Genomic DNA, 22,230 nt, shown 5'->3' with positions numbered 1-22,230 from the left:
CTGGTGAGCCTTTTTCAATGAAGGGAATGGGCCTGCTCCCCTGTTCTTACAGGATGAAGGGGGCCAGGGCGCCCAGATGGCTGTGCAGTTCCCTGTATTGTGGCGCCTGTAAATGGAGGGCCAGAAGAGGGAGAAGCCATACGGTGGTTTCCCGGTCGATGGCTGTCAGGGTGGAAATGGTGTCCAGCGTGAAGGTTGGAGCGCCCAGAGCCATCTCCAGCAGGTTGAAGGGCGACAGGCTCAACCAGGAGGCCCCTGAGGGTGTGGTCTCCTGAGGAATGGTGATGAAACATTCCCAAAGGCTGACGGCCTGCCTGTCAGGCGCCATTGGTTCCGTGGGAGGAGAGCAGAGAAAACGTTTCTGGCCCCCATGCTGCCTCAGGGCAATGGCTGTCTGTTCGATGACAGGCAGGATGTCGTAGCGGGGCAGGCCGGTGAGGCGGCCATCATGCAGGATGAAGAAGTCCCGTATCCTGTCCTTTTCATCCAGGCCGAACAGAAAGGCGGCTTCGGGATGGATCAGGCTCTGGATCAGGAAAAGCTGGAACTCACCCCCCTGCTGTTCGGCACTGCCAAGGTCCTGGAGCAGATCATTGACGAGACCGGGATGGCGGGCATCCTTCGGATGCAGGGAAAAGACCCGGAAGCCAGCCGGATTCTGCCGGGTTGAGGGGGGAGTCAGGCCGGGGATGGGAGGGTGCTGACGCCGCATCTCTTCCAGCACGGTCATGGCCCCTGCCGTGATGACCGGCCTGACCCAGCGCAGAACGTCCGACGTCTTTTCACGGGGGACCGTGTCTTCAATGTCGTTCCATTGGGCCAGCTGGTGGTCTGAAAGGGTGAGCTGGAGGTCTTTGCGGTTGAGGACCCGTTTGACGAACTGTTCCAGACTGCGCCGTTGGAAATGCATCAGGCTGGCGACAGCCCAGTCAGGATACCCCACCGTAATGCCGGGTACGGCAGACCAGGCAACAGGCGCACCGGATGAGGTGACATAACGCCCTTCGGCCAGCGCAAAATAATGGACATTGACCCATTTGCCTTTCTTCCAGCAATGAGGGCGGATGAAGCTCTTTACATGCCGGTTGATGGCCTCTCCCGCCGTGCTGTGGCGGCTGAAACTGTGGAAAGGCGGCAGGCTGGGTGTCGTGATGTGGTTGTCATGGCCATAAACCTGCCAGTGCAGGGCTACTGCACCGGCATCGGCAGGCAATGATTCCAGAAATTCCGGCAGGGTTTCGTGGGCGTACAGCCTGACATATTCGTCCGTATCCAGAAAACCCACCCAGTCGTAAGACTGTTCATCCATGGCAATGGCCGACAGGGCATCAAGATAGACCTGTCTCTGGCGCTCTGCATGGTCCTGGCTGGACAGGTCAAGGCTGTGCTCACGGATATGGAAAAGGCGCACATCCCAGTGCAGGCTGGCGGCCGTGATGAGATCCCTCGTGTCATCATCTGAATCATCATCAAACAGGATGAAACTGTCCACACCGAGGAGGGCATGCCAGGCCAGCCAGTACAGTATGTCGTGTGCTTCGTTTTTGACGATGCCGACCAGAGCAGTCTTCATGGTGCTACGTGGCCCCTGCGTTACGGTGATTCAGCGCCGGAGAGAGGCGAGGGTGCGGATGCCGGAGCGGCTCATCTCGTGCAGCAGCTCCTGCTTCAGCCGGGTGAGGACGGCGGGCCCTTCGTAGATGAAGGCCGTGTAGACCTGTACGAGGTCCGCCCCCATTTTCAGACGTTCGAGAATGTCTTTTCCGGTTTCGATGCCGCCGGAAGAAACGAGGCAGAGGCGGCCATTGTTCAGGTCGCTCACGAGCTGGAGCACATGGCGGGCCCGTTCGGCCAGTGGCGCACCGGAGAGGCCTCCGGCCTCCTCACGGTGAGGGTCCGTCAGGCTGGCGGGACGGGCCAGCGTGGTGTTGGTGAGAATGAGACCATCAGCGCCACCGTCCAGTGCCGTCTGGAGGATGGGGCCATAGGCGTCATCTTCAAGATCAGGGGCAAGCTTCACCAGCAAAGGGGGGCGGTCGGGATGGGCGGTCTGTATGGCATCCAGCAGGCGGGCCAGCATGTCGGTAGCCTGAAGGTCCCGCAGGCCGGGGGTGTTGGGGGAGGAGAGGTTGATGGTGATATAATCGGCGTAGGATTTCGTCCGGCCTACCAGGGCGGGGTAGTCCACAAGCGGATCTGCCCCTGTCTTGTTGATGCCCAGATTGATTCCCAGCGGAACACCGGCGGCTTTTACGGTGCCATTCCCGTCCGGGCGGAAAAGGGGTGTCAGGTTCTGGCAGAACCGGTCAATCCCACAGCTGTTGAAGCCCATGCGGTTGATGATGGCGTGGTCATCGACCAGACGGAACAGGCGGGGCCGGGGATTGCCCGGCTGGGGCCGGGGTGTGACCGTGCCGGTCTCCACAAAGCCGAAGCCGAGTCTGGCCAGCCCCCGCACGGCCCGGGCATTCTTGTCGAACCCTGCTGCAAGGCCGATCGGGTTGGGGAAGGAAAGCCCCAGAGCTTCCGTCCGGAGGGCCGAATGATCGGGTTTGCCGCGACCGGCGAGGCCGTGGGCAATGCTGTGGATGGCAAGCTCATGTGCAGTTTCAGGGTTGAGACGGCGCAGAAGCCACGTGGCTGTTTTTCCGATATCGAGCATTCACTCTTCCCTTACTGACAGTTAAGAACCTTTCAGAACGCATGGTCGTTCTTGTCAAGACAATTTGCGGTATTGATGACTGTTGTGTGGCTTTGCAGAGAGGGAGTTGCGCCATGTCGATGAAACGGGAGCCGGAGCCATGAGCTGGGATGACCTGTACCTGGAAACCTGCTGCCGTTCGGCCCTGCACCGGCTTGTGCTGAGTGGTGAAACGGGCCGCCCGGTCGGCCCCCCGCCGGAAGGGCGGATGCCCGATTTCCGGGCCCCTCTCAAGGACCGGTCCTGCCTGCTGCGGCTGGCTGGCATGGGGCTGGCCCGGCAGAGGGATGACGGACGTTTTGAGGTCACACCGGCTGGGGAACAGCGTCATGACCGGGAGATTCTTTCCATGAGGCGGGCCCGGCGGCGCAGGCAGGGGTGAGGCAGCCGCCATTTGCGCTTTGAAGGCCGTAACTGTAAAATCCCGCCCCGGTCTGCTCCACGAAAACCTGACAGGTATCCCGTATCCATGCCAATGCCGATTCCTCTGCCGCCCATCACTCTGGGGACGGGCTGCGTGATTGATGACCCTGTCATCCTCGCTCCCATGTCCGGCGTCACGGACCTGCCGTTTCGCAGGCTGACCAGAGAGCTGGGAGCGGGGCTTGTCATTTCGGAGATGATCGCTTCATGGGCGATGGTACGGGAGAATGAGCGGACCCTGAGCATGGCCCGCAGCGCCGGGGCTGGTGGTGTCAATGCCGTACAGCTGGCGGGGTGTGACCCGCAGGCCATGGGAGAGGCAGCAAAGATCGCCGTGGCGGGTGGTGCGGATGTCGTGGACATCAATTTCGGCTGTCCGGTCAAGAAGGTGGCCATCGGCCAGATGGCCGGGTCTTCCCTCATGCGGGATGAAGTTCTCGCCGCCCGCCTGCTGGAAGCGACGGTGAAGGCGGTGGATGTCCCCGTGACGCTGAAGATGCGGATGGGGTGGGACCATGAGCATCTCAATGCTCCTGCCCTGGCCCGTATTGCCGAGGATGTCGGCATCCGCATGATCACGGTGCACGGTCGGACCCGCCAGATGTTCTACAATGGCCGGGCGGACTGGAAGTTTGTCCGCAGGGTCAAGGAGGCGGTGAGGCTTCCGGTGATCGTCAATGGTGACATCGTGAGCATGGCCTCGGCCCGTCAGGCCCTGGCGGATTCGGGGGCGGACGGCATCATGGTGGGGCGGGGCTGCTATGGGCGGCCCTGGTTCCTCGCCCAGCTGACCCAGTCCCTGCGGAGCGGCGTGGACGTGCCAGACCCCGATCTCGCAACGGAGAAAGAGATTGTCCTGAAACATTATCACATGATGATGGACCATTTTGGGGAGCGACCGGGCCTGCGCCTCGCCCGCAAGCATGTCTCCTGGTATTCCGCCGGTCTTCCGGGGTCGGCGGCATTCCGGGCGGAGGTGAACCGGCTGGATTCCGCTCCTGCTGTCATTGCTCTGCTGGAGCGGTTCTATGATGACGCCATCGCGGCTGGCATCGTGCGTGATCGGGAAGGGGCTCTTGCCCGGCATGTGGCGTGATGGGTGAGCCGACGGCCCGGGCAGTCCGTGCGCTGCGCCCGTTGTTCCTGCATGGTGCCAGCTCGCAGGAGCGTCTCGACGTGGCCCAGAGGATTCACGCCCACAGTTCCTGTGCAGGCGGAGCTTTTGTCGTTGCGGGGCTGACGGCTGTTCCCCGTGCCCTGCGGGAGGAGCGGCTGTTTGGTACGGCAGGCAATGGCTGGTTGGAGCAGGCCCGTGGCGGCACGCTTCTTCTGGATGAGCTGGATTGCCTGTGCCCGACACTCCAGAAGCGTTTTGCGGCTGTTCTGGCCCACAGGCCGCCGGCACGGCGGGAGGAGGCCGTGCGTATCGTGGTGGCCAGCCGGCATGACCAGGCGACCCTGTTGCGTCACGGAGGGCTGGAGGATGGCCTGCGGCATTGGCTGGCTTCCCTGCCGATGGAGCAGTGCCTCGGGCCGGAACGTCTGCGGGCCGTGCGGGCTCTTTCCGGTGACCGGAGCGGGGGGCTGGCAGCGATGTTCGAGCCGGTCATGCGCAGTTATGTACGGGCAGGGCTGGAGGCGGGCAGCTGCAACCTGCATGGCAGCGTGGTGGGAGCAGTGGAGCGTCCCCTCATCACCATGGCCCTCCAGCATACGGGTGGGAATCAGCTCCGTGCCGCTGCTCTGCTGGGGTTGAACCGCAACACCCTGCGCAAGCGCATCAGGGAACTTCATATCGTTGTCCCCCGGCCCGGAGCGAAGCCGGGGGACCGTTGAGCAGGAAAGATACCGTGATGATCAGACGTCTTGCCAGCAGGATGCGGGCCTCTCTCGGGCGTCTGACCAGCCCTGATGGCGTGGTGGTGCTGACGGTCGTGGCGCTGGTCCTCACGTTCGTGACATTCATCGTCCTTGCGGGTGGTGTTTCACTGGCCCGGGTACCACGGGCGCAGGCCCTGCTTTTCCTGCTGGATTTCATCACGCTCATGCTCATCGGTGCTGCCGGGGTACGGCAGATTGGCCGGATGCTGGCCGCACGGCGCATGGGGCAGGCCGGGGCCCGGCTGCACAGCCAGCTTGTCATGCTGTTTGGCGTGGTGGCCGTGGCGCCTACACTGATGGTCGGTGCCCTTTCGGCCCTGTTCTTCCATTATGGTGTGGAGATCTGGTTTTCAAACCGGGTCAACACGGCCCTGAGCGAGGCCCGTTCCGTAGCGGCAGGATATCTGCGGGAGCATAATGAGAATACGAGGACAGAGGCCTTTGCCCTGGCCAACACGCTTCTGACAGTCCAGAACGACGAGATGTTCGCCCACGGGACGGACCTGTTCCACGACCAGCCACGCCTTCAGGCCCTGCTGGAAGATGAGGTGACGGAACGGGGACTGAATGATGCGATCATTTTCAATCCGATCACCTACAGGATCATCGCTACGGGGGGGCTCATGGCCATCCGGGCAGGGGACCCGGAAAAGGAGCTGCCGCCCCGGTCTGTGGCGGCCATGGCCAGAACAGGAGAAGTCGTGCTTCTGGACCAGCCAGAGGCGCAGCTGGTGCGGGGGGTTGTCTCGCTGGGGGGCAATTCTGGTCTCATGCTGGTCATTACCCGGCCAGTGGACCCGGACATCCTCCACCATATGACACGGACAGACACGCTGGTGCAGGATTATCAGCGGATGCTCAACAACCGTGGCAAGACCCAGCTGACACTCATCGTGATTCTGGCGCTGATGGGTCTGCTGGTGCTGGCGGTGGGAATGCTCAGCGGCCTGTCCCAGGCCAACAGGATCACTCGGCCCCTCAGCCTTCTGATCCGGGCAGCCCGTCGCATTTCCCGGGGGGATCTGACGGCACGGGTCCCTGTGGAAAGCCGTGGCCTTCGTGAGGATGAGCTGGTGGCCCTCTCCCGTGCCTTCAACCTGATGGCCAGCCAGTTGGCCAGCCAGCGTTCTGAGCTGATGCAGGCTTATGACCAGATTGACGAACGGCGGCGTTTCACGGAGACCGTTCTTGCTGGTGTGTCTGCCGGTGTGATCGGGCTGGACCATGACCAGACTGTCGAACTTCCCAATCGGGCTGCCTCCTCCATTCTTCAGCGGGACCTGGAACAGGCCAAGGGGTGCCCTCTGGTCGATCATGTGCCCGAATTCGCCACTCTGCTTCAGGCTGTGAAAGAGCATCCCGAGAAGGAGCATGGGGCTGAAATCCAGATCGATACTGAAAGTGCCCGGGCGCCGGGTGGGCCGGGAGGCGGGGGTGGTGCCGGAGCCGGACGAACCCTGCTCGTCTCTGCCGTGGCGGAGCAGAACGGGCATGAAGGCCGGGGGGGATATGTTGTCACCTTTGATGACATCACCCTCCTTCAGGTAGCCCAGCGCAAGGCCGCCTGGGCCGATGTGGCCCGTCGCATCGCCCATGAAATCAAGAATCCACTGACCCCCATCCAGCTGGCGGCTGAGAGGCTGAGACGGCGTTTTTACAGGGAGATTACCAGCGATCCGGAAATCTACGATCAGCTCATCAGCACGATCGTGCGGCAGGTAGGGGATATCGGGCGCATGGTAGATGAGTTCTCATCCTTTGCCCGTATGCCCCAGCCAGAGATGGCCGAGCATGACCTTGTCCGCCTGTGTCGTGAGGCGCTGTTCCTCCAGCAGAATGCCCATCCGGAGATAGCGTATCGGCTGGATGTCCCGGCTGGTGGGCCGGTCATGGTGCGGTGTGACCATCGCCTGATTGGTCAATCTCTTATCAACCTGCTACAGAATGCAGCAGATGCCATCCTGATGACAGGGCGGCGCCTGGGGGTGGACCAGCCCGTGCTGGGCTGGATTGTCCTCCGCTTGACGCTTGAGGATGAAGCGGCAATCATTGGTGTGGCTGATAACGGCGTGGGGCTGCCCGCTGGGGAGCATCAGCGTCTGACAGAGCCTTACGTGACCCACAAGGAGAAGGGGACCGGGCTGGGGCTGGCCATTGTTCACCGGGCGATGGAGGCCCATAAGGGGCGGCTGCACCTGCGGTCCCTGACAGAGGAAGAGCGCCGGGTGCTTGCCGGTACCGGAGATGTGGGAACGGCTGGCACCCTGGTGGCACTCATCCTCCCGCTGGTGGGCAGGGGGCTTGCAGCAGAGGGCGTGAGCAAAGCATGAAGGTATCCCATGGAGCATGAAATTCTGATCGTTGATGACGAGCCGGATATCCGCCTCCTGCTTGCCGGGATTCTGGAGGATGATGGCTACGTGACCTGTGGAGCTGCGGAGGCTGATGAGGCCATCCGGGTTTTCCGGGAGAATCGGCCCTCGCTGGTGATACTGGACATCTGGCTCCAGAACTCCCGTCTGGACGGCATGGCCCTGCTGCGTCTGTTCCGGGAGGAGCAGCCGGATGTGCCTGTCATCATGATTTCCGGGCACGGAACGATCGAGACGGCCGTCTCCAGCCTGCATCAGGGGGCTTATGATTTTCTGGAGAAGCCCTTCCAGTCGGACCGTCTTCTGGTCATTGTCCGTCGGGCGCTGGAGGCAGCCCGGCTGCGCAAGGAAAATGCCGAGCTGCGCCTGAGAGCCGGAGAGCAGAGCACGCTCATGGGCAACAGTGCGCTCGTCAATGCGCTGCGGGGGCAGATCAGCCGTGTGGCCCCTACCAACTCCCGTGTTCTTATCACCGGCCCTGCCGGTGCGGGCAAGGAGGTGGTGGCCCGGCTCATCCACGCTGAATCCAAAAGGGCGGAGGGCCCTTTCGTGGTGCTGAACTGTGCTGCTTTGGCCCCGGAGCATCTGGAGGAAGAACTTTTCGGGGTTGAGGGAGCCGGTGACAGGCCGGGCCGTCCGGGCCTGCTGGAGCGTGCCCATCGGGGCACCCTGCTGTTGGATGAAGTGGCCGACATGCCGCTGGAGACACAGGGCAAGATCGTGCGGGCGCTTCAGGTCAATACGTTCGAGCGTCTGGGTGGCAATCACAGCGTGAAGGTGGATGTCCGGGTGCTGGCGACCACCAGCCGGGACCTTCAGGCTGAAATTGTCCGGCGCCGTTTCCGGGAGGACCTGTATTATCGGCTGGCCGTCGTGCCCCTTCAGGTTCCGGCTCTTTCGGAGCGACCAGAAGATATTCCGGTCATGGCGCAGCATTTTCTGGAACGTTGTGCCCGGTCTTCCGGCCTGCCGGTCCGGACACTTGCCGTGGATGCTCTGGCCTGTCTCCAGACTTACGAATGGCCGGGGAATGTGCGTGAGCTGCGGAACCTGATGGAACGGATGCTCATTCTGGCCCCCGGTGGGGATGGTGACACCCCGCACGTCATACGGGCAGACATGCTGCCAGAGGCAGTCCGGGAGGGGGCTCCTTCCATGACCTGCCTGACAGCTGGTGCTGATGTGATGAGCCTGCCTTTGCGGGAGGCTCGGGACCAGTTCGAGACACAGTATCTGCAGGTCCAGCTGATGCGTTTTGGTGGCAATATCAGCCGGACGGCCAATTTTGTCTGCATGGAGCGGAGCGCACTGCACCGCAAACTCAAGCAGCTTGGTGTAACACAGGAAGATCGGTCTGCTGCCCCGTCCGAACGTGACGGGCAGGGTGGGAAATGATGAAGGAATCCATGTCAGAACAGAGAACAGGCGACGTGCAGGAGCAGTTTCTGGCCCATGTGCAGCAGCGGGAAGAACCGGTGACGGTTTTTCTGGTCAATGGTGTCAAGCTCCAGGGGGTCATCACACGGTTTGATGGTCGCAGTGTGCTGCTCCGCCGGGACGGGCATGTGCAGCTCGTCTACAAACATGCGATCAGCACCATCATGCCCGTGGCGGCTCTTTCGGACCTGCCCTGACTGGTGCCTCTCTTCCGGGGGGTGCTTGTGTCTGGCAGGGCTCCCTCCCATATGAGGCGGGCCTGAAGAAGGCCGATACAGGATTTTGAAGACAGGATGTTCCGGATTTGAGACGTCAGCCCAAGGAAACCGCCCGCAAGCCCACCCTCGCCGCCGTCATTCTCCCTGCGGAGAAGCAGGCCTTCGCTGAAGGCCGAGCCGCAGAAGCCCGGCTGGAGGAGGCGGTGGGGCTCGCGGCCTCCATTGGGTTGGAGATCGTCCATACGGCCATTTATCCGCTGCGGACGAAGCGCCCGGCGACCCTCCTCGGTGCGGGGCAGCTGGAGGAGCTGACAGAGATCGTCAAGGCGGAGTCCGTGGGCGTGGTGGTGGTCGATGCCCGTCTTTCGCCCGCCCAGCAGCGCAACCTGGAAAAAGAGATGGGCTGCAAGGTGGTGGACCGGACCGGCCTGATTCTGGATATTTTCGGAGCCAGAGCTGCGACACGGGAGGGTGTGTTGCAGGTGGAGCTGGCGCATCTGGAATATCAGCGGTCCCGCCTTGTCCGGCTCTGGACGCATCTTGAGCGGCAGCGTGGTGGGTTCGGCTTCCTTGGTGGCCCGGGTGAAACGCAGATCGAGGCGGACAGGCGGATGCTGGATGAACGTCTGGTCAAGCTGCGGAAGGAGCTGGAGCAGGTCCGTCGGACCCGTGGCCTGCACCGCCATGCCCGTCGCAAGGTTCCGTTCCCGGTCGTGGCTCTGGTGGGGTATACCAATGCGGGAAAGTCCACCCTGTTCAACCGGATCACCGGGGCGGGTGTCCATGCGCAGGACCAGCTCTTCGCCACGTTGGACCCGACCATGCGGAACCTGACCCTGCCTTCAGGCCGTCGGGTCATCCTGTCCGACACGGTGGGATTCATCAGCGACCTGCCGACCGAGCTGATCGCCGCCTTCCGGGCGACGCTGGAAGAGGTGGCGGAGGCAGACATCATCCTGCATGTGCGTGATGTCGCCCATCCGGACAGTGCCTCCCAGCGGGAGGACGTGCTGTCCGTTCTGGGTGACATGACAGCCGACGGGATGCTGGATGAGGCGTGGCCGGAACGGACGATCGAGGTGCTGAACAAGGCTGATCTTCTGGGCGGTACGGAAGCCGTGCCCCGCCGTGAGGGCAGCGTGGCCGTGTCCGCCCTGACGGGGGAAGGGCTGCCGGACCTCATGGAGGCTCTGGATGCCTTCATGACACGGTCCATGAAGCAGTTTTCGGTGCAGGTTCCTGTCACGGATGGTGCCGCACTGGCATGGCTTCATGAGCATGGGGAGGTGATGGAACGGCTGGATGATGAGGAGAGACTGCATCTCCGGGTCCGCCTGTTCCCGGCGGATCAGCAGCGTTTTGTCCGGCAGTTTCCAGCCTTGCCCCTCATGCCGGAACAGGAGGGCTGATCATGAAAAACCCCGGCGAGGTCATCCTGCCGGGGTTTTCCGTATCCGGAGGCCGAGGTCGGGCCTCCTTCAGATGGTGAAAGCCTTTTCGTCGGACTGCTCGGTGAGGATGCCATGCTGGGCATGATCCAGCCCGCAGACGGTCACCTCCTTGCCGTGCTTGCGGAATTTCTCGACAATCTTCTCAAGGGCCTGCACGGCCGTGATGTCCCAGAAGCGCGCGTGGGAAAGGTCCAGCGTCACCCGGTGGGCATGGGTGGTGTAGGTCATGGCCTCGGCCATCAGGTCTGCTGAAGCAAAGAAGATCTGACCCTGTATGTGGTAGGTCAGTATGTCATGTTCTTCCGTGGAGCGGACCTGCACCAGCCGGGCCGTATGCCATGCAAAGAACAGGCCGGAGAGCAGGACGCCCACGAGCACGCCAGCCGCCAGATTGTGGGTCAGCACGACCACGCCGACGGTGACGAGCATCACGAGGCTGGTCAGCTTGGGGTGGTGGAAGAGGTCTTTCAGGCTGCCCCAGGCGAAGGTGCTGACGGACACCATGATCATGATGGCCACGAGGGCGGCGACCGGCACCCGGGCCACCCACGGGTGCAGCACGACCATCAGCAGCAGGAGGAAGGCCCCTGCCGTGAAGGTGGAGAGCCGCCCACGCCCGCCATAGCGCAGGTTGCCGACGGTCTGGCCGATCATGCCGCATCCGGCAATCCCGCCGAACAGGCCGACGAAAATGTTGGAGATTCCCAGCCCGGTACATTCTCTCTGTGGTGTGCCATGCGTGTCCGTCAGGTCATCCACCACACTGGCAGTCATCAGGGATTCCAGCAGTCCGACAGCCGCCACGGCCAAGGCATACGGAAAGGTGATGGTGAGCGTTTCAGCATTCAGGGGAAGCTGTGGCAGGGTGAACTGCGGCAGGCCTGTCGGCAGGGCCCCGAGGTCCGCAATGGTACGGACCGGCATCGGATGGATGATGGTGATGGCCGTCAGTACGATGATGCAGATGAGCGGTGAGGGAATGGCCTTGGAGAGCCGGGGCAGAAGATAGATGATGACCAGCCCGATGATGATGAGCAGATGGGTCTGCCAGCTCACTCCCAGCATCTGTGGGACCTGTGCGGAAAAGATGAGAATGGCCAGGGCGTTGACGAAGCCGGTACGGACCTCGCTGGAGACGAAGCGCATCAGGGAGTGGAGGCGCAGCAGCCCGAAGATGACCTGCAGGCCCCCGGCCATCAGGGTGGCCAGCAGCATGTACTGGAGGCCATGGGCATGGACGAGCGGTGCCAGCACCAGGGCAACAGACCCGGCGGCCCCGGAGATCATGCCCGGCCTGCCTCCGAAGATGGCGATGGAAACGGAGATGACGAAGGAAGCGAACAGCGAGACGGCCGGTGACACGCCAGCAATGTAGGAAAAGGCGATGACTTCAGGAATGAGGGCGAACGTGCCCACCATGCCTGCCAATATTTCCCTGACGGGTCTTTGGGTCCATTGCTGGATGTAGGAATCACTGGCCATGAATGCGGCTGGTCCTTCTCTCTGTTGAGGCTGTGGGGCAGATACAAGGTTCTGCCATGGTCACCGTACTGGCGGCCCGGTGCGGCCAATTGTGCGGCAACTATAGGCGGCTGCCGGGAGGCTGTGAAGCATTGTGGCCATGTCGTACCGGATATCGGCCCATGATGGCGGGTTTTTCGGCCCGGAGGGGGTACGTCCTAAAAAAATATGACAAAAATGCTTTTGAGGGCTGGACGGCAGAAGCAGGATTTAATAAATGTCAGGTCGCTGTGTGGCGGATGTAGCTCAGTTGGTAGAGCGCCGGTTTGTGGTACCGGTGGTCGCGGGTTCGAATCCCGTCATTCGCCCCAGCATTTCCCCTGAAACGTGATGTTGAGTGACGCAGGCAGGCTCTCCTGAGCCTTTACTGGTCCTGCGTTGTGACACTCAGTACATGCAGCCGGTCGAATTTGGCCGTGTCGCTGCTGTCGCTCGGGATATGGGCCAGTTCCTCCAGAGAGAGCGGCCCGGTCTTGAAGGTGAGGGTCCGCCGTTCGGGTGCCAGCAGGAAATCCAGTACAGGGGCCAGAATGGGTTTCTGGAGGGCCAGAACATTGAAGCGGGGTGTAACGACATACCCCTGTTCGGCCATCATGGAGCCTTTTGGAGACTCCAGTGTGGGTTTGGCGGCGCCCGTTCCATCGGCTGGTTTGTCCGTTTCGGAGGAGGCTTCAGCCTGGTGGGTCAGGATGCCGTAATAGGAGAAGATGTCCAGCCCCTGCACGGTCAGCTCTGTCCCCAGGCATTGCCCAGCCTGGAGGAAGCGTGACACGCTGTCATCGCCCAGATGGAACGGATTGACGTCAGGCAGACTGAAGACCACGGACATCAGGGCGGGGCTGTCCTTGCCAAAAAGGGTACGGAGCTGGAGGGTCTCGTCCCATTCCCCCATCCTTTTCCGGGAGGTGGCAATGATGTGGTAATCCGTCGGCAGAGCCACGGGAGAGGCCAGCAGTGAGGGGGGTGGCGAGAGCCGGGTCGTCAGGCCGGACAGGTCTCCCTCCGTGCGGAGATCATCATTCTCTCCGGCCCGCCGCTCACCTGCCAGATGGGTGAGGATGAGGGTCCGTCGCAGGTCTGTCCGGCTGAAGAGAAGGGACAGGCCGTTGATTTCCAGTTTGCCAGGCTTTTCCCACAGGGTTGCTGCCGGGTCCTGCCAGAATGTTTCTGCCGGGTTGCCTGCATGCTGGAAGGGGCGCTTCAGCCACTGGATGTAACCTTCTCTGGCTTCCAGATGCTGGAGGGCCAGATTCAGTTCCATGGGAGATTTGGCCCCGGGCGTGGTGTCCGTGTTCCCGGGCAGGAGGATCTGCTGCAATACTGGCGGGAAGAGGCTGTTTTTGCCGCCGGGGAGGGAAACGGAGAGGGACAGGCCGTTCATGAGTGTATGGACACGGAGTCCCTGCCCGTAGCCTTCAACGATCAGGTTGTCAGCCGACAGTGTTTTTATGGTGAACGGGCGTGCAACTGCGGAGCCAGCCGCAATGGGCGGGGCGTTTTCTGATGGTGAGACACGCAGTTTTGTCAGCTGCATCTGTTCAAAGCGCAGGGCTGTCACGTCTTCCGGTTCAAACGACATGATGGCTGCCAGGGAGCGCATGCTGTCCGCTTCGCCATGACCTTCGTGCAGCGTTTCTGCCGAGGAGGGGATATGGAGGTGATGGAACGACGCTTCGTCTGCCGTGATGTGGTGTGTCTGGTCGGTATAGCTGGGTGAATCCAGCAGGAGGCTGGCCAGTCTCAGGGTTCCGCTGGAAAGCAGCTTGGGGTAGCCGAAACGGACACGCCGGGCGTGGAAATCTGTCGCCTGATAATGGAACGACACATCATACAGGGTCACCCCGCCAAGCAGGAATGCGGGCCGGACCTCGCTGTAATGAAAGTCCGCCCCGGCAGGCAGGGCAGCCCGGAACCGGTCCAGTGCGTGGGAAAGACGGATTCCGGCCTCGCGGTAGATGCCCAGTCCCCCCAGAATCAGGATGAGGAGGGCCAGACAGAGGGGAAGCCGTAACCGTTGCATGCTGCACTTACCTCACTTGGGCACTCTTGATATGCGAACCGGCACAATACCCTTTGGCAGAGGCATGAGCAAATGGGGATGGAGCTGTCTGCTGCCGGAAGGAGGCAGAAAGAAGGGATTATTTTGCGGTATTTTAATACCACATCATAAAAAATGGCTGTTCTCTGCCGCTTGTGGCGCAATGGTCCAGAATTAAAGGGCTTGACCTTTTTCCCGTCTCCCGCAATAACGCCCACATCCTGAATCTGTTTCCGGCTTTCAGGGTGTCTGGCCTCTTACGGAGCCGGCATCGTCGGGGCAGTCCTTTTCCTGATGCCGCATTGTCCGTGGCATCTCAAACTGGAAATGATACGTCATGAAGACCACACTTTCGCTGAAACCCGCGGAGGTGACGAGAAACTGGATCCTGATCGATGCCGAAGGGCTGGTTCTGGGCCGTCTCGCCACCATCATTGCCAACCGTCTGCGCGGCAAGCACAAGCCGCAGTACACCCCGCATGTTGATTGCGGTGATGCGGTTGTCGTCATCAACGCCGAGAAGATCGCCCTGACAGGCAACAAGGTCGGCCAGAAGCTCTTCCATTACCACACCGGCCATCCGGGTGGCATCAAGGAGCGCACCATCACGCAGCGTCTCGAGGGCAAGAACCCCGGTCAGGTCGTGGAGAAGGCTGTCGAGCGCATGATCACCCGTGGTCCGCTCCAGCGCGCCCAGATGAAGCACCTGTACGTCTATGCCGGCACGGAGCACCCGCATGAGGGTCAGAAGCCCGTCAAGCTGGACGTTGCTTCCCTGAACCGCAAGAATACCCTGAAACGTCAGTAAGGCCTGTCATCATGTCAGAAACTCAAGAGCGCCCCGCCGCCGAGCTTACCGGCACTTTGCAGGACCTGGCCAATGCGGCTCCTGCTGTTGCCAATGCAGCTCCCGTCTATGAAGCCAAGCGTGATGCGCAGGGCCGTTCCTACGCAACGGGCCGCCGTAAGGACGCCGTCGCCCGTGTGTGGATCAAGCCTGGCAAGGGTGAGATCACCGTCAACGGCCGCCCGGTCACGAACTATTTCGCACGCCCCGTGCTGCGCATGCTGATCACCCAGCCCTTCCTGCTGACAGATCGTTACAACCAGTTTGACGTGTATTGCACGGTCACTGGCGGTGGTCTTTCCGGTCAGGCTGGTGCGGTCCGTCACGGTATCTCCCGTGCCCTGACCCACTATGAGCCGGAGCTGCGTGGTGTGCTGAAGATGGCTGGCTTCCTGACGCGTGACAGCCGTGTCGTCGAGCGTAAGAAGTACGGTAAGGCCAAGGCCCGCCGTTCCTTCCAGTTCTCCAAGCGCTGATCTTTCAGCCATACGGAAAACTGGCCTGCGCCGGAAAAACCCTCACCCTGCCGGGTGGGGGTTTTTTTTTATGGTGCATGTCTGGCATTCATGAAATAAAGTTTCAAAAATATGGTCTTGAAAGACATAGTATTCCATATATTAGTCTCTTGACGGAACAGCACATAAATTCCGAAATGTGACATCTTTGAACCGACCGGGAAGGCAGGAAGCATCATGGCAGAGTTCAGCATTGAACGGACAGAGACCCCTACATCAGCCGAGCAGCGGCAGGCCCTGATGGTGGACCCAAAGTTCGGGCGTGTCTTTACGGACCATATGGCCATCATCCGGTATACGGATGAAAAGGGCTGGCATGACGCCAGAATTATTCCTCGTCAGCCTTTGCAGATCGACCCGGCATCGACCGTCCTGCATTATGGGCAGGAGATTTTCGAGGGGCTGAAAGCCTATCGGGGCAAGGGGGGGGCTGTCACGCTGTTCCGGCCGGAGGCCAATGCTGCCCGGTTTGCGGCGTCAGCCCGCCGCCTTTCCATGGCCGAGCTGCCGGAGGAGCTCTTCCTCGGGTCCATCAAGGCCCTGCTGAAGGTGGACCATGACTGGGTGCCCACCAATCCGGAGCAGAGCCTCTATCTGCGGCCGTTCATGATCTCCAATGAAGTGTTTCTTGGCGTGAAACGGGCCAATGAATATCTGTTCGTCGTGCTGGCCAGCCCTGTAGGGGGGTATTTCAGTGGTAATGGCAGCATCCCGGTCTGGGTGTCGGAGCAGTATACACGGGCGGCTCCCGGTGGCACGGGTGAGGCCAAATGTGGGGGCAATTACGCAGCCAGTCTGCTGCCCCAGCAGGAGGCGGCGGACCATGGCTGTAGCCAGGTGCTGTTCCTTGATGCGAAGGAACGTCGCTTCATTGATGAAATGGGCGGCATGAACGTCATGTTCGTCCGCAAGGATGGCAGTGTGGTCACACCACCGCTTGGTGGGACGATTCTGCGAGGCATCACGAGGGACAGCATCCTCAAGCTGGGCCGCAGGATGGGCCTGACCATGGTTGAGGAGCCTCTGGCCATAGATGATGTCTTCAGGGCTGCCGCTGCTGGTGAGATCACGGAGGCCTTTGCCTGCGGCACGGCGGCAGTCATTTCACCGATTGGCGAATTCCGCCGGGATGCTGGCTCCGTGGCATTTGGTGATGGAAAAACGGCTGGGCCGGTCACCATGAAGCTGCGCAATGCCCTGTGCGCCCTCCAGCGTGGCGAGGAAGCGGACCCGTTCGGCTGGGTTCATACCGTTTCCCTGTGAGGGAAGAGCGCAGGCCGGGTGTTGTCAGTCATCGCCCGGCAGAGCTGTTTTCAGCCGCTGCCTGAGTGTTTCCATGAGGTCCGGGTCCTGTGGGGCTCCGGGCCTTTCCAGCTCCCGCTGCATGGCCTGAAGAATATCTGGCGTGGCGTCCTTTACGGCCATGCGCCAGTAGCGCAGAGCATCTTCCGGCTGCCCCATACCCATCAAGGCGGTAGCATAATTATGCTGCCCCCGGTAATCGCCTCCGTCAGCAGAGCGCTGATACCATTCCAGAGCGGCAAGGGGATTGGCGGGGGTCTCCCATCCCTCCTCAATGAAACGGGCCAGCAGGTTCATGGATTTCGCATGGCCTCGCAGAGCTGCCCGACGGAAGAGAAGGAAGGCGGTTCGCCGGTCTGCCTGCACTCCCAGGCCCCGCATGTGGCAGATGCCGAGATTGTAGATGCCCCACAGGTCATCCAGCTGCGCAGCCCGGCTGTAATGGCGGACAGCTTCTGTCAGATCCAGCGGGCACCCCCAGCCGAACTGTGAACAGCGGCCCAGCATGTTGTGGGCCGGGCCATAACTGGCAGAAGCCGCAATGGTGAACCACTCCCGTGCTTTGTCCACATCCCGGGGGACATACTCGCTGTCCAGCAGGGCTTTCCCCCAGAGAACCTGCTCCAGTACATGGCCGTTCCGTGCCTTCTGGTAGATTTCTGCAAGATTGTCCGGCAGGTCGGGCTCTTGCGGATGGGCGGAAGAACGGCTGAAAAAGCGACGGAATCGGGCGAACACCATGGCGTTCCTTACTTTGCTGGACGGGTGCCAGGCCTTGGGATCAAACTGATAATCTTTTGCAGGAAGATGAAGATAGAGCCGGGCTGCATGGAAAGGCAATGGTACCGCGCAGAAAAGGCACCTCTGGTGCGCGCTGCGGGACTTGAACCCGCACGTTCTGACCGAACTCGAGATTTTAAGTCTCGTGCGTCTACCATTCCGCCAAGCGCGCAGAGGAAGCGGGCGTTTTATATCATGGCCAGCAGATGAGCACCATTCTGTGAAAGCCATTTTTCAGCTTTTTTGCGCCCCGGCTGTCCGCCCGGGGCGTATTGGTCCACAAGCGCCCAGAAGGCCGGCCCATGGTTGAAATGGCGCAGATGGGCGAGCTCATGCACCATCACGTAGGTGTAGATGTCCGGCGGAGCCATGATGAGCCGCCAGCTGAGCATGATGCGCCCTTGCCTTGTGCAGCTGCCCCAGCGGCTTTTGACATCCCGCAGGCTGAATTTTGCTGGTGAGGCGTCCATACGGAGGCTCTGTTGCCGGAAGAGGGGCGGGAACAGGCTTTCGGCACGGCGCTTCAGAAAGGAGAGCAGATGGCGGGCATGTTCTTCGGGAGGGTGGCCCACATGCAGCCCTTTGTCTGTCAGGCGTGTACGGCCATCCAGTATTATGGTGGGGAGGATGGGAATGGCCTGCCCCTCCAGCCATATCTGGCCCTGATCGACTGCCGGAGGAGGGAGGTCTGCCATGGCCTGTGCCAGCCATTGTGACTGGCTCTGGAGGAAGCGCAGCCCCTGTTGGCGGGTGGCTCCAGCAGGGAGGGTGATGACAATGGCCCGTCGGCGGAGGTCCAGACGGAGAATGATCCGCCGGGCCCGGGAGGACATACGCCAGAGAACGGGTGGAAGAAGCACGGGAGTGTCAGCTGTTACCATTCTGACGGAGCGCAACGCAGGGTGGGGCGCCCTCCGGCCAGGTACCGGGCCAGTCGGCGATGTGGTTTTCCAGCAGGCCGGCCCGGCGTTCGCTGATGCAGCGGCCACTGGCCGAGGCGCCGGCCTTCAGCACGGTGTCGTCCGTTCCACTGCGAAGGGGATGCCATTCCGGCAGGTCGAACCCGTCCCGCAGGAGGCGATAGGCGCAGCTCGGGGGCAGCCAGTCGATGTCGTCCAGCAGGGCCGGGGTCAGGGAGATGCAGTCCGGAATTTTTTTCTGGCGTCGCTCATAGTCGGTGCAGCGGCATGTCTGGGTATCAAGGAGACGGCAGGAAACGTCCGTCCAGATGATCTCATCGGTGTCTTCGTCCCGCAGCTTGTTCAGGCAACAGCGGCCACAGCCGTCACAGAGAGATTCCCATTGGCTGGCTGTCATGTCCTGAAGGGAAGTGGTCCGCCAGAAGGGAAGGTGATCTGTCATCGTGTGGTCTGTTCTGTCGTCAGGGGCCTGGAAAGAGGAGTGTGGGTGAGCCATGCGTTAAAGCGCTCACTCAGCAGCAGTTCATGTGTTGCCCAGAAACCGTCGCTGATTTCAAGTGATTCGGCAGGAATGGGGGAAGGAGGATAGGGCAGGTGTGGAGGGTTCTTCAGCAGGAGGGTGCGGATTTCGTTGGCCTGCTCAGTGGGCAGTGTCGCCGGAATTGCCCACATGGCGGGACTGTACAGAACGTTGCCCATCTCTGCCTGATAAGGTCGCACCAGTGTGTTTCTTGCCTTGGGAGAGAGAATGATGGCGCCGGGGGTGATTCCCATCAGCACGGCCTGTTTCTGGAGGATATGGTAGGCCTCGGAGGGAGAGCGCCACCAGATTATATAGGGCCGCAGCTGGTTGAGCTTGTGGAAGGCCCGGTCGATCCCTGCCGGGGTGGAAAGCTGGGCGTAGACCTGGTTGGGGGGGACGCCATCAGCCAGCAGGGCAATCTCCAGCGTCATGCGGGGGCCCTGGAAGAAGGCTCGCTGTCCGGGATAGCGGGCAACATCCCACAATGTTGGCCAATGTGGTGGGGTGGTGATGCGGGATGTATCCCAGAAGAGGACATTGCGGAAAAAACCGGCCGGCCGACCACAACGGCCCAGGGCATGGAGGGGCTGCAACCAGGCTCGTGCACAGGCGATGGCCGATTCCGTGCTGTTCAGCATGATGGCCTGTACGGTCTGTGGATAGGCAAGGGCCTGCTGTTCTATTTCGTCCAGTCCACGTCCTTCACGGCTCAGGAAAGCAAGATTCATGGAGGTGGAATCACGCAGTATCGGGCCGATGAGATCATGCTCTGGAATGGCCCAGTAATAGGTCCTGTCCTGTGGGGCAGGGTCGGTCTGTGTGCTGGTCGCATCCGCCATGGCGGAGACAGGGGCTGCGCCAGCCATGGCTGTGAGGGCCAGACAGAGTGCAGGCAAACGCCCGATGGATGGATGAATTTTGTCCAGGAACTGCCTGACAGGACAAACCGCCCGCATGATGGAACGGAACAGACGGTGCCCCGTGTGGGGCAGTGAGGGGTGTTTCTGGCAGCTCCGGGGGCGGACTGTTTTCATGACGTAGCGGCACCGTACGGACTTGAGGTGGCGGTGGGATTCAATGGACAGGATAAATGCATGGAAGTGGTTGAGATGAAAGGATATTACATGATGATTCTTGAAACTTCGTTACAGAGGGGAGAGGAAAAAAGAACCAGAACATCTTTATGCCTTTTTTTCTTGATAGAATAGGGAAATATTTTCCATTCAACCTTTAATGAGGGATGGGTAGCGCCGCTTCATGGGGTGCTTTGGCTTTTTCCCGTGCAGTGCTATAGGTGAGGGAATGGTCGGTGGAGGGGTGTGTTCTGTCCTCCCTCTGGCAAGGGCCTTGGTGTTTTTCATGAATCTGGAAGGGGCAGCAGTCGTATCATGAATGGTCTACTGGAACTTGGTCAGGCAGTGCTCGCTGCCCAGGGAAAAATTTTCAGGGAATGTGCAAAACGGCACGGTATCCGGCTGTGCTTCCTTGTCGTGGCTCTCGTGTTTCTCGGCTTTGCAGCCATTACCCTGCACGGAGTGTTCTGGGCCTTTTTCAGGCAGGTCTGCCATCTGGGTCTTCTGCTGTCTGCTACCTGTGTACTGGGGATAGACCTGCTGTTTTTCATCATTTTCCTGCTTCTGGCGGTGCGTGCCGGTCATTCCGGCCTGGCAGAGGCCCGCGCCCGCATGGAGCGGGACAGGAAGATGCATGAGCTGAAGCAGAGCTTTGCGCTGACGTCCCTGCTTGGTCTCGCCAGTGGTCCGGTGGGCCGTTATGCGGGTGGGCAGGCATGGCGTATGGCCAAAGGTGTCTTCACACGCCGGAAAAAGTGATTTTGTCGGTTCCATAGGCATATGAGACAAAAGAAGCGGCCTTCAGGGGCCGCTTCTGCTATGGGCTTTCTGTTTCCAGGTGGGTTCCGTCTGGTCAGACGCCTGTAATTGACGTTAAGAAGTGGTAAGAGCTGCTTCTGCCTCTGTGGTTGAAACGGGAAGATGGCCTGGCGGTGGTGCCGTGTCGTCCTCTGGATGGATACCCGGCATGGTACCTTCGGGAGGAAGCAGAGTCCGGCCCGTCTGGACGGACACCGGGCCTTTTGCAGGTGCGATAGGGAACAACGTGAGCAAAGCATCAGACACATCACCCGCACGGTCCCGTTCTTTCGGGGATTGCGGCGCATGATGCTTTCGGAAGTCAGCCTCTGCGGAGTGTTCGTTTCTCCAATAGCTGTTTATGCTGTCTGCGCAGTGCTGGTGACTCTGGCCCTGCGCTATGTGTTGTGGCGTCTCGGAGCATTGGGCTGGTTCTGGCATGTCGCCCTGTTCGAGATTGCCCTGTATGTCTGTGTTCTCTGTCTTCTGGTTATTTTCGTCTGAGGTGGAGCGGGGGTATGAACTGGTTTCGGCGTCTTGTACGTCCATTGCTGACACTGATCATCATCGCTCTGGCTATTGGTCTGGGGTATGTCGTGTGGGACCTTTATGTCCTTGATCCCTGGACACGTGATGGTCGTGTCCGTGTTTACGTCGTTACGGCCACGCCTGAAGTGTCGGGAACGGTCGTATCTGTTCCGGTTGTGGACAACCAGTTCGTTCATAAGGGGGATCCGCTTTTCACGGTGGATCCACTGCGTTTCAGGCTCAGGATCGATGAGGCACGGGCCCGTCTGGCGGGTGTGACGGAAGATTACAAGCTGAGCGTCATGAATGCGAAGAGGCGGCGCGGGCTTGGTGGCGTCGTGTCCCGTGAGGAACAGGATGTGTTCGACTCCGAGATGGAAGTACGCCGGGCACGGCTGGAAGAAGCCCGGTCTGCCCTCGATACGGCCCTGCTCAATCTTCAGCGTTCCACGGTCTATTCTGCCGTGGATGGCTACGTGACCAATCTCAATCTGCGTGTCGGTGATTATGTGACGGCTGGACAGTCCCGCATGGCCGTGATCGATGCGAACAGCTATTGGGTCTATGGTTATTTTGAAGAAACCAAGATGCATGGTGTGCATGTTGGTGATGAGGCCCGTATCAAGCTCATGGGATATCGTCATGTCCTGCGGGGGCATGTCGTCAGTATTGGCCGAGGCATCAATGATGCAAACGGCATGTCGGACAGGCTCGGCCTGCCAGATGTGAATCCGATCTTCACATGGGTAAGGCTGGCTCAGCGTATTCCCGTGCGTATTGAAATTGATGAGATGCCGCCAGAGGTCATTCTGTCTGCAGGCATGACAGCCACCGTGGCGGTGGGGAAGGCAAAAGCCGGAGGCAGGGGGCTGTTGACGACATGGCTGCAGGATCACCTGTGA

The 22,230-nt window shown here is 60.7% G+C and carries 21 protein-coding genes and 2 tRNA genes; 14 read left to right on the top strand and 9 right to left on the bottom strand.

What is annotated here, in order from left to right; all coding sequences use genetic code 11:
* Nucleotides 1–46: 46 nt before the first annotated feature.
* On the bottom strand, nucleotides 47–1,573 hold the full coding sequence (locus GM608_RS07350) for a glycosyltransferase family 2 protein (RefSeq protein WP_333645319.1): 1,527 nt from the start codon (nucleotides 1,571–1,573) through the stop codon (nucleotides 47–49).
* 30 nt (nucleotides 1,574–1,603) lie between these two features.
* A complete protein-coding gene (locus GM608_RS07345; RefSeq protein ID WP_043558005.1) occupies nucleotides 1,604–2,662 on the bottom strand; it encodes a quinone-dependent dihydroorotate dehydrogenase in 1,059 nt (352 codons plus the stop codon).
* A gap of 139 nt (nucleotides 2,663–2,801) precedes the next feature.
* On the opposite strand from GM608_RS07345, the gene GM608_RS07340 reads away from it, so the two are divergent.
* The 7 genes from GM608_RS07340 to hflX all read left to right on the top strand — a co-directional run bounded on the left by GM608_RS07340 (nucleotide 2,802) and on the right by hflX (nucleotide 10,441).
* Nucleotides 2,802–3,083 (top strand): hypothetical protein, encoded by a 282-nt coding sequence (locus GM608_RS07340; RefSeq protein WP_043558447.1) that lies wholly within the window; start codon nucleotides 2,802–2,804, stop codon nucleotides 3,081–3,083.
* Nucleotides 3,084–3,170: 87 nt separating this feature from the next.
* Nucleotides 3,171–4,220 (top strand): tRNA dihydrouridine synthase DusB, encoded by a 1,050-nt coding sequence (gene dusB, locus GM608_RS07335; protein ID WP_081562828.1) that lies wholly within the window; start codon nucleotides 3,171–3,173, stop codon nucleotides 4,218–4,220.
* Nucleotides 4,220–4,960: a helix-turn-helix domain-containing protein gene (locus tag GM608_RS07330; protein ID WP_043558012.1), complete on the top strand. Its 741-nt coding sequence runs from the start codon at nucleotides 4,220–4,222 to the stop codon at nucleotides 4,958–4,960. The genes dusB and GM608_RS07330 overlap by 1 nt, the downstream gene beginning before the upstream one ends.
* Before the next feature lie 17 nt (nucleotides 4,961–4,977).
* Nucleotides 4,978–7,335 (top strand): ATP-binding protein, encoded by a 2,358-nt coding sequence (locus GM608_RS07325; protein WP_081562827.1) that lies wholly within the window; start codon nucleotides 4,978–4,980, stop codon nucleotides 7,333–7,335.
* Nucleotides 7,336–7,344: 9 nt separating this feature from the next.
* Nucleotides 7,345–8,772, top strand: coding sequence for a sigma-54 dependent transcriptional regulator (locus GM608_RS07320; RefSeq protein WP_043558015.1), 1,428 nt, complete (start codon nucleotides 7,345–7,347; stop codon nucleotides 8,770–8,772).
* 11 nt (nucleotides 8,773–8,783) lie between these two features.
* On the top strand, nucleotides 8,784–9,011 hold the full coding sequence (gene hfq / locus GM608_RS07315; protein WP_081563414.1) for an RNA chaperone Hfq: 228 nt from the start codon (nucleotides 8,784–8,786) through the stop codon (nucleotides 9,009–9,011).
* Nucleotides 9,012–9,118: 107 nt separating this feature from the next.
* Nucleotides 9,119–10,441, top strand: a complete 1,323-nt coding sequence (hflX, locus tag GM608_RS07310) for a GTPase HflX (protein WP_333645315.1) — start codon at nucleotides 9,119–9,121, stop codon at nucleotides 10,439–10,441.
* 69 nt (nucleotides 10,442–10,510) lie between these two features.
* Here hflX and GM608_RS07305 read toward each other — a convergent pair whose 3' ends face one another.
* A complete protein-coding gene (locus GM608_RS07305; RefSeq protein WP_043558022.1) occupies nucleotides 10,511–11,965 on the bottom strand; it encodes a SulP family inorganic anion transporter in 1,455 nt (484 codons plus the stop codon).
* A 274-nt stretch (nucleotides 11,966–12,239) separates the two neighbouring features.
* On the opposite strand from GM608_RS07305, the gene GM608_RS07300 reads away from it, so the two are divergent.
* Nucleotides 12,240–12,315: transfer RNA gene (locus GM608_RS07300), tRNA-His, on the top strand.
* A 53-nt stretch (nucleotides 12,316–12,368) separates the two neighbouring features.
* On the opposite strand, the gene GM608_RS07295 is transcribed toward GM608_RS07300, so the two are convergent.
* Entirely contained in the window at nucleotides 12,369–14,024 is a 1,656-nt protein-coding gene (locus GM608_RS07295; RefSeq protein WP_333645314.1) for a hypothetical protein, read from the bottom strand.
* 355 nt (nucleotides 14,025–14,379) lie between these two features.
* On the opposite strand from GM608_RS07295, the gene rplM reads away from it, so the two are divergent.
* The 3 genes from rplM to GM608_RS07280 all read left to right on the top strand — a co-directional run bounded on the left by rplM (nucleotide 14,380) and on the right by GM608_RS07280 (nucleotide 16,667).
* Nucleotides 14,380–14,850, top strand: a complete 471-nt coding sequence (rplM, locus tag GM608_RS07290) for a 50S ribosomal protein L13 (RefSeq protein ID WP_043558027.1) — start codon at nucleotides 14,380–14,382, stop codon at nucleotides 14,848–14,850.
* Between the two features lie 11 nt (nucleotides 14,851–14,861).
* A complete protein-coding gene (rpsI, locus tag GM608_RS07285; protein ID WP_043558030.1) occupies nucleotides 14,862–15,365 on the top strand; it encodes a 30S ribosomal protein S9 in 504 nt (167 codons plus the stop codon).
* Nucleotides 15,366–15,581: 216 nt separating this feature from the next.
* The gene (locus tag GM608_RS07280) at nucleotides 15,582–16,667 is read left to right on the top strand and encodes a branched-chain amino acid aminotransferase (protein WP_249109640.1); all 1,086 of its coding nucleotides are present in this window, start codon (nucleotides 15,582–15,584) and stop codon (nucleotides 16,665–16,667) included.
* Between the two features lie 24 nt (nucleotides 16,668–16,691).
* On the opposite strand, the gene GM608_RS07275 is transcribed toward GM608_RS07280, so the two are convergent.
* From GM608_RS07275 to GM608_RS07255, 5 genes are all read right to left on the bottom strand, one after another.
* The gene (locus GM608_RS07275) at nucleotides 16,692–17,447 is read right to left on the bottom strand and encodes a tetratricopeptide repeat protein (protein ID WP_154981130.1); all 756 of its coding nucleotides are present in this window, start codon (nucleotides 17,445–17,447) and stop codon (nucleotides 16,692–16,694) included.
* A 124-nt stretch (nucleotides 17,448–17,571) separates the two neighbouring features.
* Nucleotides 17,572–17,658: transfer RNA gene (locus tag GM608_RS07270), tRNA-Leu, on the bottom strand.
* Nucleotides 17,659–17,674: 16 nt separating this feature from the next.
* Nucleotides 17,675–18,346, bottom strand: coding sequence for a SprT family zinc-dependent metalloprotease (locus GM608_RS07265; RefSeq protein ID WP_333645313.1), 672 nt, complete (start codon nucleotides 18,344–18,346; stop codon nucleotides 17,675–17,677).
* A 7-nt stretch (nucleotides 18,347–18,353) separates the two neighbouring features.
* Nucleotides 18,354–18,848, bottom strand: a complete 495-nt coding sequence (locus GM608_RS07260; RefSeq protein WP_043558037.1) for a YcgN family cysteine cluster protein — start codon at nucleotides 18,846–18,848, stop codon at nucleotides 18,354–18,356.
* Entirely contained in the window at nucleotides 18,845–19,963 is a 1,119-nt protein-coding gene (locus tag GM608_RS07255) for an extracellular solute-binding protein (protein WP_333645312.1), read from the bottom strand. The genes GM608_RS07260 and GM608_RS07255 overlap by 4 nt, the downstream gene beginning before the upstream one ends.
* A gap of 354 nt (nucleotides 19,964–20,317) precedes the next feature.
* Here GM608_RS07255 and GM608_RS07250 point away from each other — a divergent pair, with 354 nt between their 5' ends.
* The 3 genes from GM608_RS07250 (at nucleotide 20,318) to GM608_RS07240 (ending at nucleotide 22,230) form a co-directional block, all read left to right on the top strand.
* Complete coding sequence (locus GM608_RS07250; RefSeq protein WP_043558039.1) at nucleotides 20,318–20,761, top strand: hypothetical protein; 444 nt, start codon at nucleotides 20,318–20,320, stop codon at nucleotides 20,759–20,761.
* 348 nt (nucleotides 20,762–21,109) lie between these two features.
* Nucleotides 21,110–21,304, top strand: coding sequence for a DUF1656 domain-containing protein (locus GM608_RS07245; protein ID WP_043558458.1), 195 nt, complete (start codon nucleotides 21,110–21,112; stop codon nucleotides 21,302–21,304).
* Between the two features lie 14 nt (nucleotides 21,305–21,318).
* Nucleotides 21,319–22,230 (top strand): HlyD family secretion protein, encoded by a 912-nt coding sequence (locus GM608_RS07240; protein WP_043558041.1) that lies wholly within the window; start codon nucleotides 21,319–21,321, stop codon nucleotides 22,228–22,230.

The organism is Bombella sp. ESL0380 (assembly GCF_009725805.1).
Taxonomy (GTDB): Bacteria; Pseudomonadota; Alphaproteobacteria; order Acetobacterales; family Acetobacteraceae; genus Bombella; species Bombella apis.
Note: the sequence above shows the minus strand (reverse complement) of the source record. Positions and strands in the feature narration are given on the sequence as shown.

Excerpts from the sequence above, each read along its gene's own strand:
- dusB (WP_081562828.1), top strand. The coding sequence starts at position 3,171 with ATGCCAATGCCGATTCCTCTGCCGCCCATCACTCTGGGGACGGGCTGC.
- GM608_RS07330 (WP_043558012.1), top strand. The coding sequence starts at position 4,220 with ATGGGTGAGCCGACGGCCCGGGCAGTCCGTGCGCTGCGCCCGTTGTTC.
- GM608_RS07245 (WP_043558458.1), top strand. The coding sequence starts at position 21,110 with ATGCTTTCGGAAGTCAGCCTCTGCGGAGTGTTCGTTTCTCCAATAGCT.
- GM608_RS07260 (WP_043558037.1), bottom strand. The coding sequence starts at position 18,848 with ATGACAGATCACCTTCCCTTCTGGCGGACCACTTCCCTTCAGGACATG.
- rplM (WP_043558027.1), top strand. The coding sequence starts at position 14,380 with ATGAAGACCACACTTTCGCTGAAACCCGCGGAGGTGACGAGAAACTGG.
- GM608_RS07275 (WP_154981130.1), bottom strand. The coding sequence starts at position 17,447 with ATGGTGTTCGCCCGATTCCGTCGCTTTTTCAGCCGTTCTTCCGCCCAT.
- hfq (WP_081563414.1), top strand. The coding sequence starts at position 8,784 with ATGTCAGAACAGAGAACAGGCGACGTGCAGGAGCAGTTTCTGGCCCAT.
- rpsI (WP_043558030.1), top strand. The coding sequence starts at position 14,862 with ATGTCAGAAACTCAAGAGCGCCCCGCCGCCGAGCTTACCGGCACTTTG.
- GM608_RS07255 (WP_333645312.1), bottom strand. The coding sequence starts at position 19,963 with ATGAAAACAGTCCGCCCCCGGAGCTGCCAGAAACACCCCTCACTGCCC.
- GM608_RS07280 (WP_249109640.1), top strand. The coding sequence starts at position 15,582 with ATGGCAGAGTTCAGCATTGAACGGACAGAGACCCCTACATCAGCCGAG.
- GM608_RS07325 (WP_081562827.1), top strand. The coding sequence starts at position 4,978 with ATGATCAGACGTCTTGCCAGCAGGATGCGGGCCTCTCTCGGGCGTCTG.
- GM608_RS07340 (WP_043558447.1), top strand. The coding sequence starts at position 2,802 with ATGAGCTGGGATGACCTGTACCTGGAAACCTGCTGCCGTTCGGCCCTG.
- GM608_RS07295 (WP_333645314.1), bottom strand. The coding sequence starts at position 14,024 with ATGCAACGGTTACGGCTTCCCCTCTGTCTGGCCCTCCTCATCCTGATT.
- GM608_RS07320 (WP_043558015.1), top strand. The coding sequence starts at position 7,345 with ATGGAGCATGAAATTCTGATCGTTGATGACGAGCCGGATATCCGCCTC.
- GM608_RS07350 (WP_333645319.1), bottom strand. The coding sequence starts at position 1,573 with ATGAAGACTGCTCTGGTCGGCATCGTCAAAAACGAAGCACACGACATA.
- GM608_RS07345 (WP_043558005.1), bottom strand. The coding sequence starts at position 2,662 with ATGCTCGATATCGGAAAAACAGCCACGTGGCTTCTGCGCCGTCTCAAC.
- GM608_RS07240 (WP_043558041.1), top strand. The coding sequence starts at position 21,319 with ATGAACTGGTTTCGGCGTCTTGTACGTCCATTGCTGACACTGATCATC.
- GM608_RS07305 (WP_043558022.1), bottom strand. The coding sequence starts at position 11,965 with ATGGCCAGTGATTCCTACATCCAGCAATGGACCCAAAGACCCGTCAGG.
- GM608_RS07250 (WP_043558039.1), top strand. The coding sequence starts at position 20,318 with ATGAATGGTCTACTGGAACTTGGTCAGGCAGTGCTCGCTGCCCAGGGA.